Annotated in this window: 14 protein-coding genes; 2 read left to right on the plus strand and 12 right to left on the minus strand. The window is 71.4% G+C overall.

What is annotated here, in order from left to right; translation table 11 throughout:
* Positions 1–73: 73 nt before the first annotated feature.
* The gene (locus PS467_RS38310) at positions 74–1,207 is read right to left on the minus strand and encodes an FAD-dependent oxidoreductase (protein WP_311039124.1); all 1,134 of its coding nucleotides are present in this window, start codon (positions 1,205–1,207) and stop codon (positions 74–76) included.
* A gap of 140 nt (positions 1,208–1,347) precedes the next feature.
* Between PS467_RS38310 and PS467_RS38315 the strand changes: the two genes are divergently transcribed.
* Positions 1,348–1,989 carry a TetR/AcrR family transcriptional regulator gene (locus PS467_RS38315; RefSeq protein WP_311039125.1) on the plus strand — a complete coding sequence of 214 codons (642 nt, stop codon included), beginning with the start codon at positions 1,348–1,350 and terminating at the stop codon, positions 1,987–1,989.
* Here the strand turns inward: PS467_RS38315 and PS467_RS38320 are convergent.
* The 10 genes from PS467_RS38320 to PS467_RS38365 all read right to left on the minus strand — a co-directional run bounded on the left by PS467_RS38320 (position 1,959) and on the right by PS467_RS38365 (position 12,590).
* The gene (locus PS467_RS38320; protein WP_311039126.1) at positions 1,959–2,834 is read right to left on the minus strand and encodes a LysR family transcriptional regulator; all 876 of its coding nucleotides are present in this window, start codon (positions 2,832–2,834) and stop codon (positions 1,959–1,961) included. The two genes, PS467_RS38315 and PS467_RS38320, sit on opposite strands and share 31 nt — an antisense overlap.
* Before the next feature lie 67 nt (positions 2,835–2,901).
* Entirely contained in the window at positions 2,902–3,459 is a 558-nt protein-coding gene (gene ssuE, locus PS467_RS38325; protein WP_311039127.1) for an NADPH-dependent FMN reductase, read from the minus strand.
* 66 nt (positions 3,460–3,525) lie between these two features.
* A complete protein-coding gene (locus tag PS467_RS38330; RefSeq protein WP_311039128.1) occupies positions 3,526–4,317 on the minus strand; it encodes an alpha/beta hydrolase in 792 nt (263 codons plus the stop codon).
* Positions 4,318–4,391: 74 nt separating this feature from the next.
* Positions 4,392–5,732, minus strand: a complete 1,341-nt coding sequence (locus PS467_RS38335) for an NtaA/DmoA family FMN-dependent monooxygenase (RefSeq protein WP_311039129.1) — start codon at positions 5,730–5,732, stop codon at positions 4,392–4,394.
* A gap of 21 nt (positions 5,733–5,753) precedes the next feature.
* Positions 5,754–6,626, minus strand: coding sequence for an ABC transporter ATP-binding protein (locus PS467_RS38340; RefSeq protein WP_311039130.1), 873 nt, complete (start codon positions 6,624–6,626; stop codon positions 5,754–5,756).
* Positions 6,623–7,624: an ABC transporter ATP-binding protein gene (locus PS467_RS38345; protein ID WP_311039131.1), complete on the minus strand. Its 1,002-nt coding sequence runs from the start codon at positions 7,622–7,624 to the stop codon at positions 6,623–6,625. The genes PS467_RS38340 and PS467_RS38345 overlap by 4 nt, the downstream gene beginning before the upstream one ends.
* On the minus strand, positions 7,624–8,511 hold the full coding sequence (locus PS467_RS38350; RefSeq protein ID WP_311039132.1) for an ABC transporter permease: 888 nt from the start codon (positions 8,509–8,511) through the stop codon (positions 7,624–7,626). Before PS467_RS38350 ends, PS467_RS38345 begins: the two co-directional genes overlap by 1 nt.
* A gap of 3 nt (positions 8,512–8,514) precedes the next feature.
* Entirely contained in the window at positions 8,515–9,543 is a 1,029-nt protein-coding gene (locus PS467_RS38355; protein WP_311039133.1) for an ABC transporter permease, read from the minus strand.
* A 76-nt stretch (positions 9,544–9,619) separates the two neighbouring features.
* The gene (locus PS467_RS38360; protein WP_311039134.1) at positions 9,620–11,203 is read right to left on the minus strand and encodes an ABC transporter substrate-binding protein; all 1,584 of its coding nucleotides are present in this window, start codon (positions 11,201–11,203) and stop codon (positions 9,620–9,622) included.
* 619 nt (positions 11,204–11,822) lie between these two features.
* Positions 11,823–12,590, minus strand: a complete 768-nt coding sequence (locus PS467_RS38365; RefSeq protein WP_311039135.1) for an SDR family NAD(P)-dependent oxidoreductase — start codon at positions 12,588–12,590, stop codon at positions 11,823–11,825.
* A gap of 130 nt (positions 12,591–12,720) precedes the next feature.
* Between PS467_RS38365 and PS467_RS38370 the strand changes: the two genes are divergently transcribed.
* Entirely contained in the window at positions 12,721–13,347 is a 627-nt protein-coding gene (locus PS467_RS38370; protein WP_311039136.1) for a TetR/AcrR family transcriptional regulator, read from the plus strand.
* Here PS467_RS38370 and PS467_RS38375 read toward each other — a convergent pair.
* Positions 13,311–14,255 (minus strand): NAD-dependent epimerase/dehydratase family protein, encoded by a 945-nt coding sequence (locus PS467_RS38375; RefSeq protein ID WP_311039137.1) that lies wholly within the window; start codon positions 14,253–14,255, stop codon positions 13,311–13,313. The genes PS467_RS38370 and PS467_RS38375 overlap by 37 nt on opposite strands.
* Between the last annotated feature and the right edge of the window lie 74 nt (positions 14,256–14,329).

Here is a 14,329-nt window from a genome sequence, read left to right on the forward strand (position 1 = left end):
GCCGCTCAGCTGTGTATCAACCACGTATCGGCCGCCGCCACCGCACAGGACCGCGTCACAACACCGCGTACGCCTAGGCGTCGTGGCCGAAGTCGGGTACGTCGGTGGACAGCAGGTGCTCGGCGCCGCCTTCGAGGGCCTTGGCCGTCTCGGTGGAGCGGGGGAGCATGGTCTTCTCGTAGGTGCGGATGGCGTCGTCGACCGTGGCGGCGTTCGCGAGCGCGAGGGCGAGTTCGGCGGCGTCGAGCATGGCGAGGTTGACGCCGACGCCCAGCGGGGGCATGAGGTGGGCGGCGTCGCCGAGCAGGGTCACCGTCGGGTTGGGCGCCCAGGTGTGCGGGACCGGGAGGGCGAACAGCGGGCGGTCGACGTAGGGACCTTCGTTGTCGGTGAGCATCCGGCGCATCCGGGGCGACCAGTGGGCGTACTCCTCGAGGAGCAGGGCGCGGATGCCGTCGGTGTCGTCGGCGGTCAGGCCGCTCCTGGTGAGCCAGTCGGCCGGGACTCGCCGGATGATGTAGACGCGGATGTGGTTTCCGCTGTTGCGCTGGGCGAACAGGCCCCGGTCGCCGTCGGCCGCGGCGGCGCTGCCCGGACCGACCAGTTCGGCGATGTCGGGGTGCCGGTTCTCGACGTCGGAGAACCACGCCTCCAGGAAGCCCACCCCGGTGTACTCGGGGACGGCGGGGGACACCGCCGGGCGCACCCGGGAGAACGCGCCGTCGGCGCCGATGACCAGATCGGTCTCGATGGTCGTACCGTTCGCGAAGTGCAACCGCCGCGGCCCGTCGGCGGGCCCGCTGACGGTGTCGAGGGCGTGGCCCCAGCGCACGGTTCCCGGGTGGAGGGAGTCGAGCAGCAGGTCGCGCAGCTGGCCGCGGTCGATCTCCGGCTTGAAGAGCTCACCGGCCGCCGGTATGTGATGTCCCGTCAGCGTGCCGGAGGGGTCCCAGTGGCGCATTTCCTGCCCCTCGGGGCGGGACAGTGCGAAGAACTCGTCGAGCAGACCGGCCTCGCGCAGGGCGATCTGGCCGTTGTCGGCGTGCAGGTCGAGGGTGCCGCCCTGGTTGCGTGCGTCGGGGCCCGGGTCGCGGTCGTGGACGGTGACGTCCATGCCGTGTCGCTGGAGGATGCGGGCGCAGGTCAGTCCGCCGGGTCCGGCGCCGATGACGCTGATGCGGGCGTGGGCGGGTGCGGGAGAGGTCATGGTGGGTTCCCTGTCGATGGGCGAAGAGGGGGGGCATGGGCGAGCGGGGCCCGGCGTGCGGACCTCAGAAAAGCAGAACGATGTAAAAAGTGCAACGAGGCAACTTAGCTATCCATGCAACTATCGGATATGCTCACGCCATGACCACGCCCCCCGTCGGCCGCCGGGAACGCAAGAAGGCCGCCACCCGGCAAGCGATCGCCGACGCCGCACTCCGGCTCTTCCTGGAACGCGGCTACGACCAGGTGAGCATCCGTGACATCGCCGACGCGGCCGATGTGTCGACCACGACGGTGTTCAAGCACTTCACCGGCAAGGAAGCGCTGGTATTCGACCAGGACGAGGACCGGGAGGCAGCACTGATCGCCGCGGTGCGGCAGCGAGCCGCCGGCCAGAGCATCCCCGACGCCCTCCGGCAGCACGTCCTCGACAGCTGGCTGCCGATCGCGGCACATCCCCAGATGGCCGAGTTCACCCACCTCGTGGAGACCACACCGGCGCTGCGCGCGTACGCCGAACGCATGTGGACCCGGCACACCGACGCGCTCGGCGCGGCCATCGCCGACGAGATCGGCGTCGACCACGATGACCTCGCCTGCGGGGTGCTCGCCCGGTTCGTACTCGAGATCCCGGCCCTCGCTCGCGGCCGGCAGGACCGCCGGGCCGCCGTCGAGGCCATCTTCGACATCCTCGCCCACGGCTGGGAACCGCCGGGCGAGCCGCCCGCGCCCCGTACCGGGCGGGGCGGCGCTCAGGGCCGTTCTGACGGATCTCCGCGGTAGGCGGCCGTCGCGATCCGGACGAACGACCGGATCAGCGGGTTCGTGTCCCCCGCTTTCCACGCGGCCACCACGCGGCTCGGGGCCATGTCGATCAGCGGTACCACGGTCAGCTCCTCGGGCGGCTCGTGTCCGAGGGCGAGCGGGGCCATCCCGACCGTGCCGTTCCAGAGCACGGCCTGGAGGCACTCCTGGACGGCGCGCACCACCGGGCCCTCGCGCGGCTCGCCGCCGCTCCAGTACGACTGCCAGATCGGGTCGGTGCCCGCCGGGAACCGGAACCAGCGCCGGCCGGCCATATCGGCCAGCTTCAGGCGGTCGCGTCCGGCCAGCGGGTCGTCCGCGCGCAGCACCGCGCCCACCGGGTCGGCGCGCAGCTCGCGCACCGTCAGGCCGGTTTCGTCGAACGGCCCGCGGGTCAGGGCGACGTCGACCAGTCCGGCGCGCAGTCCGCAGGTCGGATCGGTCAGGTCGGTGTCGCGGACCCGGACCTCGACGCCCGGGTGCTGCCGGCGGTAGGCGGCGGCCAGCCGTGTCGCGCCCGGGTCGGTGCTGTCGCCCAGGATGCCGACGGTGATGGTCGCGGCGCCGGCCGCCGCGGCCACGCGTACGCGCACCTGGTCGGCCTGGTCGAGCAGGGTGCGCGCCTCCTCGAGCAGCGTCGCCCCGACCGGGGTGAGGCTGACTCCGGCGGCAGAGCGGTGGAACAGCACGGCGCCGACGTCCGTCTCCAGCTGCTTGATCGCCCGGCTCAGCGGCGGCTGGCTCATGTGCAGCCGGGCGGCGGCCCGGCCGAAGTGGAGTTCCTCGGCGACGGCCACGAAATAGCGCAGCGTGCGTAGCTCCATGACCGGCCACGATATCCAGGCGGAACCGGCCTCACCCACTCGGTCCGCTCGCCTCGGCCGGCTGTGCTCAGCCGGCGGGGGCCAGCAGGGTCGTTCGGCCGCTGACCACGGCGGAGAACTGGTCCGTGACCTGTGCCAGGGCCTCGGCGGCGGCCGGTGCGACGGCCGTGGTGCCGTCGTCGGCGACGGTGATGTCCTTGTCGAGGGTGAACCATCCCGGCACGATGTGCCCCGCGCCCATCGAACTCAGCACCGGGCGCAGCGCGTAGTCGATGGCCAGCACATGGGCCGTGCTCCCGCCGGTGGCCAGCGGCAGGACGGTCTTGCCGGTCAGGGCGTACTGCGGGAGCAGGTCGAGCAGTGCTTTGAGCAGACCCGAGTAGGCGGCCTTGTACACGGGGGTGCCGATCACTATGCCGTCCGCCTGCTCGAACCGGGCCGCGGCGTCGGCGATGGCCGGGTGCTGGACGTCGGCGGTGAGCAGTGCCTCGGCGGGCAGGGTGCGCACGTCGAGCACGGTCACCTCGTGGCCCTGGAGCCGGAGGCGCTCGTCGAGATGGCGCAGCAGGCGCGCGGTGCGGGAGGTGGCGGAGGGACTTCCGGAGACGGACAGGACGGCGGCCATGGAGGGACCTTTCAGTCGGGGTCGGCAGGTCTGGGCGTTCGGGTCCGGGCGTTCAGGCCCAGGCGTTCACCACGAACTCGTCTCCACCCTGAGCACGGGCCGCAGTTCATCGCGCAGTGTCTCCAGGAACGTGATGATCTCGGCCGCCACCGAGCGGTGCTGGAGGTCGTTGAGGACGTCGTGATGGGCGCCGCGCACCACCGACAGCCGGGCCCGGTCCAGTGACGTCGCGGTGCGCGTGAGCGCCTCGTGGTCGGCGAGCGGATCGGCGTCGCCGATGAGGAACAGGACGGGTACGTCGATGTCGCCGTCGTGGGCGGCCGTGAGCACGGCATCCGGTATCGGGACGCTGAGCGAACCCCGCCGCACCTGGGAGTCCTGGGTGAGCGTGGTGCGATGGGTGGGGCAGGAGGTGCGCACATCGAGCTCCGCGTCCCAGGTGTCGACGGCCCCGGTGGCCCGGCCCGGAAGACCCGCCAGGACGAGGGCGTCGGGGCGGCCGGCCGCGGGGAGTTCCGCCCGGCCCAGCAGTGCGGCGGCCGCGGCGGCCCCCGAGTCGGCTCCGATCAGGACGACCGGGTGGACGATGCCGTCGGCACCCGCTGTCCCGTCACCCGCCGTTCCCACCACGGCCTCGGCCAGGCGGTCCGCGAACGCGGTCAGGGGACCGGCCGTACCGCCGTCCCCTCCGTCCTCGACGACGGGGGCGTCGATCACCCGGACGCGGTAGGCGTCGGCGGCGAGTCGCTTGCCGAGCCGGGCGTAGGTCGCCCGCGTCTCGCCTCGGCCGGGCACCACGATGACGGTGCCGCGCGTCAGCAGCCCTTCGGGGCCGTAATGGTCGGTGTAGTCGGGCATCTCACGCTCGCACTTCTGTGGTCGGCGGTACGGGGAGGGGGTGGGCTTTCCGCCCGGGGCTCATGGCCCGGACCTCAGTCGGTCACGAGCGAACGCTCGCGGGTCCAGCGGTTGACGGGGACGGGCAGCCCGAGGTTGCCGCGCAGGGTGTCGGCGGTGTACTCGGTGCGGAACAGTCCGCGCTTCTGGAGGATCGGGACGACGCCGTCCACGAACAGGCCGAGCTCGTCGTCCGTGCGGAAGGCGAGGTTGATGCCGTCGAAGGCACCGGCCTCGAACCACTGCTCGATGGCGTCGGCGACCGTCTCCGGCGCGCCGACGAACGGCGAGCGCCGGAACTCCGAGAGGGACTCGGCCACCTGACGCAGAGTCAGGTCCTCCGCCCTGGCACGGGCGATGATCTTGGCGGCGCCGGTCCGGCCGCCCTTCTCGGCGAGGTGCGCCACGTCCGGGAACGGCGCGTCCAGGTCGTGCACGCTGAAGTCGTAGGCGCCGAAGGAGCGGCCGAGGAGGGCGAGGTTGCGGTCGAAGTCGTTGTCCTCCTCGAAGATCTCCCGCTCGCGGCGCCGGGCCGCCTCGTCGGTCGCGGCGACGACCGGGCCGCCGTGGATGAAGATCTTGATGTGCTCGGGGTCGCGGCCGTGGGCGGCGGTGCGGCGCTTGATGTCGGCGTAGTACTCGCGCGCCTGCTCCAGCGAGCCGCCCGGCGCGTAAATGCCCTCGGCGACCCGCGCGGCGAGGTCACGGCCCTCTTCGGAGACCCCGGCCTGGAAGATCACCGGCTGTCCCTGGGGCGAGCGCGAGAGGTTGAGCGGGCCCGCCACCTTGAAGTGCTCACCCTCGTGGTCCAGCCGGTGCAGTTTGGCCGGGTCGAGGAACAGATCACGCTCGACGTCGGCGGGGAAGGCGTCGTCCTCGTAGGAGTCCCACAGGCCGCGGGCGACCCGCACGAACTCCAGGGCGCGGCTGTAGCGGGTGGCGTAGTCGAGGTGTTCCTCGAGCCCGAAGTTCCGGGAGGCTCCCGTGTCGAAGCTGGTCACGACGTTCCAGCCGGCCCGGCCGCCGCTGATGTGGTCGAGGGAGGCGAACCGCCGGGCCAGGTTGAAGGGTGAGTTGTACGTCGAGCTCGCCGTGCCGACCAGCCCGATGTGCCGGGTGTGGGTGGCGACCGCGGACAGCAGGGTCAGCGGCTCCAGCCGGTTGAGGTAGTGGGCCGGGTAGGTGGCGTTGATGTACTGGCTGTCGACGATGAACAGGGCGTCGAACAGGGCGTGTTCGGCCGCCTGGGCCTGCCGGATGTAGTAGTTGATGTCGATGCTCGCGTTCTTCGCGACGCGCGGGTCCTTCCACAGTCCGTGCTGGCCCGGACCGCCGACGCCGTACGGGTGCAGCGCGAGGTGGATCGTGCGGGACATGGGTTTCCTCTCCGTGGTGCGTCAGGCGTGCAGCAGCGCGCGGAGCGCTTCGCGTTCGGCCCGGTCGGCGGGTGCGGTGCGCAGCGTGGGGGCGGAGCCGACGAGCAGCCGGGTGTAGACGTGCCGCGGACGGTTGATGACGTCGGCGGCGGCTCGGTCCTCGACCAGCTCGCCCCGGTAGAGCACCGCGATGCGATCGGCGATCCCGGCGACGGAGCCGAGGTCGTGGGAGATGAAGACGAGGGCCACCCCGTCGGCACGCAACTCCTTGAGGATCCGCAGGATCTGGACGCGGTTGGCCGAGTCGAGGGCGCTGACCGGTTCGTCGAGGATGACCAGGCGCGGCTCGGTGACCAGCGCCCGCGCCACCGCGACTCGCTGGCGCTGACCGCCGGAGAGCTCCCCGGGCAGCCGGTCGAGCAGGTCCTCGGAGAGGCGGACCCGGGAGGCGAACGCGCGGACGCGCGCCGCCGCCTCGTCCAGCGGGACGCCCCGGATCAGCAGCGGCTCGGCCAGGGAGGTCTCGACGGTGAGGTCCGGGTCGAGGCTGCGCAGCGGGTCCTGGAAGACGTACTGGACCACGCCGCGGCGGCGCAGGCCGCGCCATTGGCGCTGGTCGTAGGCGCTGACGTCCGTTCCGTCGATGACGACCGACCCGGCCGAGGCGCGCACCAGGCCGAGCACGGCCCGCGCCAGCGTCGACTTGCCAGAGCCGGTCTCGCCGATGAGGCCGACGGTCTCGCCCGGAGCGACGGACAGCGAGACCCCGCGCAGGGCCTGCCGGCGTCGGCGGCGCCGGCCGTAGTGCACGTCCAGGTCGGTGACGTCGAGGACGGGGCGCCGGTCCGGCGCGGTGGCGGCCGGACCGTCCTCCTGCGGCGGCTCGGTGGTCACGCCTCCTCCTTCGGGTCGGGGTCGAGGTCGAGGGCGGGGTCGGGATCGGACTTCGGGCCGGGATCGGGCTTCGAGCCGGGCTCGGGCTTCGGACCGGGCTCGGGGCCGGGTTCCGGGGCGGGTTTCGGGTCGAGGAACCTCTCCAGGCCGTACTGTTCGTGTTCGGCGATCAGCAGCCGGGTGTACTCGTGCCGCGGGTCGTGCAGTACCGTCCGCGTCGGGCCGTGCTCGACCACGTCGCCCTGGCGCATGACGAGGACCTCGTCGCACAGCTGGGCGACGACGGCGAGGTCGTGGGAGACCACGACGAGGGCCATTCCGCTCTGCTCGCGGAGGTCGGCGAGCAGGTCGAGTATCTCGGCCTGGACGGTGACGTCGAGCGCGGTGGTGGCCTCGTCGGCGATGAGGACGCGCGGACCGGCGGCGATCGCCGCCGCGATCAGGACGCGCTGGAGCATGCCGCCGGACAGTTCGTGCGGATACTGGCCGTAGACCAGCTCCGGCTCCCGCAGGTGCACGGCCCGCAGCAGCTCGACGGCCCGCCGGCGGGCCGCGCGCCGCGTGAGTCTCTTCTTGACCCGCACGACCTCGGCCACCTGCGGACCCACGCGGATCGAGGGGTTGAGATAGGAGGCCGGGTCCTGGAAGACCGCGCTGATCGTGACGCCGTGCAAGGCCGTCCACTCGGCGGCGGACAGTTGGGCGATGTCGGTGCCGTGGATCTCGATCGATCCGCCGGTGACCTCGAAGTGCGCGGGCAGGATGCCCAGGGCCGCCCGGCAGGTGATGGTCTTGCCGCTGCCGGACTCGCCGACGATGCCGACCACTTTGCCGGGGGTGAGTGTGAAGCTCACACCGTGCACGATCTCGCGGCCACTGACCTGGTCGCCGATGCGGACATCACGCAGTGACAGCACGGGCGGTCCGGGGTCGGGCGCGTCGCCGGTGCGGTGCCCGAGGGTGTCCCCGGGGGAGAGGTTCTGGGACAGGGTCGCCATCACGCACCTCCGGTGGGGGCGGGGTCGGCCTTCTCGATGCGGTGGGCGCGGGCCTTGCGGCGGTTGACGAGCGCGCGGCCCGCCTCGCCGGAGACGTCACGGATCGCGTCGGCGAGGAGGTTCGCGGCCCAGACGGTGACCATGATCAGTAGCGCGGGGGCCACCGGCGCCCACGGCTGGTGGCTGAGATAGCCCAGGTCCGAGGCGAGCAGTCCGCCCCAGGTGGGCTCGGGAGGCTGGACGCCGATGCCGAGGAAGGTCAGGCTCGAGACGATGACGAAGCCGACACCGATGGTCTGCGCGAGCGCGACCGCGATCGGCGGAAGCACCTTGACCCACACATGGCCGCGTACCACCCAGCCGACGGAGGCGCCGGCCAGCAGCGCGGCCTCCACATACGGCGAGCGGGCCACCGCCAGCGTGGCGGCGCGGGACACCCGGTAGAACAGCGGGGACACCAGGACGCCGGTGACGAGCATCGCCTGGGTGAGGCCGTTGCCGAGCAGCGCGATCACGGCGACGGCGAACAGCAGGAACGGCAGGGCGACCAGCGTGTCGGCCAGGCGGAGGGTGAGCCATTCGAAGGCCCGGCCGAAGTACACCGACAGGATGCCCGGGACGGAGCCGACGGCGAGTGCCGTGAACGCGACCTCGAGCGAGCCGAGGACGCTCACCCGCGAGCCGTCGAGGAGCCGGCTGAGCACGTCACGGCCGAGGTAGTCCGTTCCCAGCCAGTGTGCGCCCGACGCCGCCGCGAGCGTGTTGTCGCTGGTGGCGAGGGGGTCCTGCGGGGCGAGCAGCGGACCGAACACGGCCAGCAGAGCGGCCACGGCGAGGATGCCGACGGCGATCCGCCCGGACGGGAGAGCGAGAACGCGGCGCAGCATGGTTCACACCCCCCGCTGGGACGCCGGCGTCACACGCGCCAGCACCAGGTTGACGATCAGGTTGAAGGCGACGACCAGAACGATCGACACCACCAGGACGCCCTGGACCGCGGGCACGTCTCCGGCCTGGGCGGAGTCGTTGGCGAATCGGCCGAAGCCCTGAAGTCCGAAGACCCATTCCGTGATGACGGAGGCACCGACCAGGGCGGGGAACTTCAGACCGAGCGTCGCGAGCGCGGGTCCCAGGCCGTTGCGCAGCACATGGACGAAGAAGATCCGCCGCGGACTCAAGCCCCTCACCACCGCCCCGATCACGTAGTTCTCGCGATAGGCGGCGATGAGGCTGGTGCGCAGCTGCCGGGTGACGTCGGCGACGACATCGAAGCTCAACGCGACGGCGGGCAGGGTGATGTGGGCGAGCCACGGGCCGAACCCCTCCCGCGCCGGGACGTATCCGGCCGACGGGAAGAGGTGCAGCCCGACCGCGAAGACCGCCACCAGCACGATGCCGACCACGAACGCCGGCATCACCGAGATCACCGTCACGAAACCGGTGATGGCGCGGTCGATCCAGGTGGTGTGCCGCAGCGCCGACACCGTGCCGAGGGCGAAGCCCGCGACCACGCCGATGAGCAGTGCGAAGGTCGCCACCGACAGGCTCACGCCCAGGCCGAGGCCGATGAGGGTGGAGATGTCGGCGCCATTGGTCCAGCTGGCACCGAGCCGGCCGTGCAGCACGCCGCTGAACCAGTCCCAGTACTGCACCAGGAAGGGCCGGTCGAGGCCCCACTGCGCCTCGACCCTGGCGATGGCGTCGGGAGTGGCCTCCTCGCCCAGCTGGATCCGCGCCGGGCTGAGCCCGCTCAGCGACCGCAGCGCGAACGTCACGAACGTCGCGACCAGGAAGACGGGCACGAAGATCGCGACGGACCGGGCGAGAGTGGCCAGGACGCGGCCGAGCGCGTGCCGCGTCCTGGTCGCGGCGCCCCCGCGACGGAGGGCAGACGGTGTCCGGTCCTCGGTCGTCGTCATGGGTGGTCCCTGTCTGTATCCGTGGTGGACATCTGTGGTGGACATCTGTGGTGTGGACGTCTGTGGTGGACGGATGTCAGTTGCCGCCGGAGATGGTCACGCCGGTCCAGTCGATATGGGCCGGGTTCTTCGGCAGATCGGAGATCGACTTGCTCTTGGCGATGAGGTTGGGCGAGGAGTAGGTGAAGACCAGCGCCTTGCTCCGCAGGCCGGCCCGCGTCGCCGCTCGGAGGACCTCCGGGTACGCGGGTGAGTCCAGCGGGGTCCGGCGCACCTTGGCGATGGCCGCCTCGAAGCCGGCCGGCTCGTAGGGCGAGCTGAGGTTCAGCGGGCCGTTGGGGCCGAAGTGGGCGGTCAGGGTCTGGGCGGCGGAGTCACGGCCGGTGGTCGAGTACAGCGAGAAGGTCAGGTCCTTGGCGAAGAACGGGGTGGCCCAGTTCTTGTCGATCTTGATGTTGACGGTGATCCCGACCTTGGCCAGCTGCGACTGGACGATCTCCGCCTGTGGGTCTTCCTCTGGGATGACCAGGTTCAGCTTGATCTGGCCGCTCTTGTAGCCCGCCTCGGCGAGCAGCTTCTTGGCCTTCGCCGGGTCGTAGGGGTAGGCGTTCGCCGACTTCGGGTCGTAGGCCACGTATCCCTTGGGGAACGGCTGGTCGGTTTCCTCCCCGTAGCCGAAGGTCAGTTTGTCGACGAACTCCTTGCGGTTGATCGCGTAGCGGACCGCGTCGACGACCTTGTCGTTGTCGAATGGCGCCTTGTTGACGTTGAGGCTGATGTTGGAGGCGTTGAAGCCGGGCTGGACGAACACGTCGAGGCCCGCCTTCTTGGCCGCCCGCGCCTGGCTGGGGTCGATGTCGGCGAAGTTGTACGCGCCGGTCTGTAGACCGGAGACGACGGTGGAGGCGTCGGGCGCCGAGGTCAGCTCGACGTTGTCGATGTGGATGTGCCGCGCGTCCCAGTAGTCCGGGTTCTTCTTCAGCACCGCCTTGGTGCCCGGTATCAGCTGGGTGACGATGAACGGACCCGCGCCGACCGGGTTCTGGTCCAGCTTCTCCGGAGAGGCGGCCGCCTTGGGGCTGGCGATCTGGAGCACGCGCTCACCGAGCAGCTGCGGTATCTGGTAGTCGACCTGGGTGAGGTGGACGACCGCGTCCAGCCCCTTCGCCCGCACCGATGCGATCGAGGTCAGATCGCCGAAGAGGGCCGAGTTCCGCTGCTTCTTGGCGCGTTCGATGGCCGCCTTGACCGCGGCACCGTCGACCGGCGCCCCGTCGCTGAACGTCAGGTTGGGCCGCAGATGGAAGGTGATCTGGTCGCCCTTGGCGTTGTACTCCCAGCTCTTGGCCAGGTCCGGCACGGCCTTGCCGGTCTCGTCGGTGCGGGTCAACGACGCGTACACCAGGGAGAGTTCGCGGAACTGGGCGCCACTGCCGCCGACGACCGGGTCCCAGTGGGTGGGGAAGTAGGAGGATGTCCACTTCAGCGCGGCGCTGCCACCGGCGGACACGGCCTCGCCGCTGCATGCGCTCAGGACCGGGACGGCCACGGTGACCAGGGCGGTTCCCAGGGCGGCGGCGCGCAACCGCCGGACCGGCCGGGCGCATCGAAGGCGGAGTCCGGGGAGTTCGGGGCGGCGGGGCGTGAGGCGGGTGGACATCACTCGTTCTTTCTCGAGGGCCCCGGCCCGTATCAGGGCGGCGGGAGCGGAGGTGGCGCGCCCCCGCGCCGGCCGCCGGAACACCCCCGTATCCCGTACGGGCATGCCGACGCGAGCCTTGGGGCACGGGTCGGACCCGCCGGGCTCAGGGCAAGGCGCGGCGGCGGATCGGCGGGGGAGGGCCGGGACACGGGGGGAGGGGCGCGATACGACGTCGAAGGCGCGGCGGTACGGCGGACGGCCGGTGCCGACGGGGGCGGGCGCGGGGGCGGAGCCGGGCGCCGGGGGCCGTGGGCGGCGGGTGGTCAGCGACAGAGAGCGCTGGAAGTGCGCCGCAGGTCCACGTAGCGGCACACCACACCGGGGTGCGTCGTGAGCATGCTGCAATCCTGGGGCAGGCATCATTCGGCTGTCAATGGACACCAATTGGTGTCTCATTGGGCGGGATGGCTCCGGCGCAGCTCAGAGCCGGGCTTTCGAGCGACCGCGTCGGCTCGGTAGGCGAGGCCTCGTTCGTGACCGGAGCTTCCCTCGTCATCGATGGCGGCGGGGCGTCATGAAGAACTCCGCATGACACCGCGCCGGAAAAGGTCGGCGGACGGAATCAGCGCCGCACCGCTCAGCGGAGGGTCAGGCCACCGTCCACCGCGAGCACGGTGCCCGTCGTCCACGACGCCTGGTCGGAGGCCAGGTACACGGCGGCGTTCGCGACCTCTTCCATGCGGCCGATACGTCCCGTCGGATAGGCGTCCCGCACATAGCGTTCGTACGCGGCGCGCTGCTCCGAGGTCATCCGGCCGAGGAACTCGCGGTCGAAGGTGGGCGTCGCGATCGAGCCGGGAGCGATGGCGTTGACCCGTACTCCGTCGGGGCCCAGCTCGTTGGCGAGCGCGCGGGTGAGCGATTCGATGGCGCCCCTGGTGGCCGAATAGAGCGAGGAGGGACGCCCCGCGACCATCGTGGTGGCCCAGTAGCTGGACATGTTGATGACCGTCCCCTGTGCCGCGACGAGGGAGGGCAGCAGAAGCTGGGTGAGCCGGAAGGGCACCATGAGGTTGAGGGTCACCATGGCCTCCGCGTCCTCCAGTGTCAGATCGGCCAGCGGCTTCAGCCGTGCCAGGCCGACGTTGTTGACGAGGATGTCCACGCCGACGTCGAGGCGGGTGACCGCGTCGGTCAGGGCCGAGAGGTCGGCCAGGTCCACGGCGAGGGTGCGCACCGTCGCCCCCTCGGACCGCAGCGCACCGGCCGTCCTGGCCAGCTTCTCCCGGTCGCGGGCCAGCAGCACCAGACCAGCGCCCTCGGCGGCGAACGCCTCGGCGATCGCGCGCCCCAGCCCCTCGCTGCCGCCGGTGATCAGCGCCGTACGCCCCTCGAGCCTTCCCATGGGGTCCACCTCTCTCATCGCACTCGTCGCACTCATCGCACCCCTCACGTCAAACGGAGAGGGGTTATCCGTTTAGTGCTGAGCCTACAGCAACTGGAGAGGGGGTATCCGGTTTGGCTAGGCTGGAGGCGTGCATCACGAGAACACTCCGCTACGGGCCGACGCTCTGCGGAACCGCGAACTCCTGATCAAGGTCGCCCGGGAGGCCGTGGCGGAGGTCGGGCTCGGCGTGTCGGTGAACGAGATCGTGCGACGGGCCGGGGTGGGCCAGGCGACGTTCTACCGCCGCTTCGCCTCCCGTGAGGAACTGCTGTCCGCCGTCCTCGACGATGTGCTCACGACGGTCGAAGGGGGCTTGCGCGAGGCCCTCGAGGCGCCCCCCGCGGCGGGACTGCGGGACGCGCTGTGTGTTCTGGTGGCGCATCAGTCCCGGCACCGGGGTCTCTACGAACTGCTCAACGGCGACCCCGCCATGGCCGGAGAGGTGCACGCCGAGGGCCGCGCCCGGGTCCGCGACCTCGTCCGCCGCGTCGGTGAGCGAGCCCAGGAAGCGGGAGCCATGCACCCGCACGCACGGTGGCAGGACCTGCCGTTCCTCGCCGGCTCGCTCGCGGCGGTGTCCCCGTCCTGCCTCGGTATCGACGCCGATCCCGGGCTGGCCGACCGTATGCTCGACACGGTGCTGGCCGGCCTCCGTGCGGGGGGCGGTGCGTCGGGCGCTCAGAGCGCGTTGCCCGCGCGCAGCCAGGAGACGTAGTCGGCGGTCGCACGTTCGGTGTCGTAGGCGGGGCGGTAGCCGGTGTCCTGCTGGATGCGGGTGATGTCGAGGTGGTTCCGCGCGGCGGTGCCGCCCGTGGGCAGCTCGATCCGGGCGTCGGGAACGACCTTCTTGATGGCGGCGATGATCTCGGCGTTGGCCGTCGCGCGGCCGGAGGCGACGTTGTAGGTGCGGTGGTGGAGACGGTCCGCGAGCTGGAGGAGCGCGATGGCCCGGCCCGCGTCCTTGACGTAGCACAGGTCGAGCGCGTCCTCCGCGTACGCGGGCCCGGGGAGCGGGGAGAGGTCCGGCTCGGTGCCGCGTACGGCGGCGTGGACGAGTTCGGGGGCGGCGAAGAACAGCGGGCCGTGGGGGTCGCGGGGTCCCCAGATACCGGAGATGCGGTAGTTGATGACGTCGATGCCGGTGGCGTCGGCCAGGTGGCCGTTGAGAAGCTCGCCGATCTTCTTGAAGGTGGGGATGAGGTGGCCCGAGCTCATCGCCAACGGTGTGTCCTCGGTGAGCGGGCCCTCGGTGCCGAGGTCGTAGACACCGATCGTGCTCGCGACGCCCACCCGCCGCACGCCCCAGTCCTGCGCGGCCTGGAGGACGTTGAGCAGACCGCCGATCGCCTTGCGTGTCGCCTCGACGGGCTGATCGGGGCTCGGCGGCCAGGGCATGGACCCCGCCAGGTGCACCATGCCGGTGATCTTGTGGCGGGTGCCGATGTCGAGCAGCGCGCGCAGATCGGTGATGTCGGCCTGCTCCACCGCGACCGGCGCGTTGAAAAGACCGGCCGGCGGCTCGGGGGTGCGGCGCTGGACCAGCACACACTCCTCACCCGCGTCGAGGAGCGCCTGCACGGTGTGGGAGCCGATGAAGCCCAGCCCTCCGGTGACCAGAATCATCTGTGGACCTTCCTGACGTCCGGCTGATCGCCCGCTTCGGCCACGCCGAAACGGGACGCTGTTCCGATTAAGAT

The sequence above is a fragment of the Streptomyces luomodiensis genome, from assembly GCF_031679605.1.
GTDB lineage: Bacteria > Actinomycetota > Actinomycetes > Streptomycetales > Streptomycetaceae > Streptomyces > Streptomyces luomodiensis.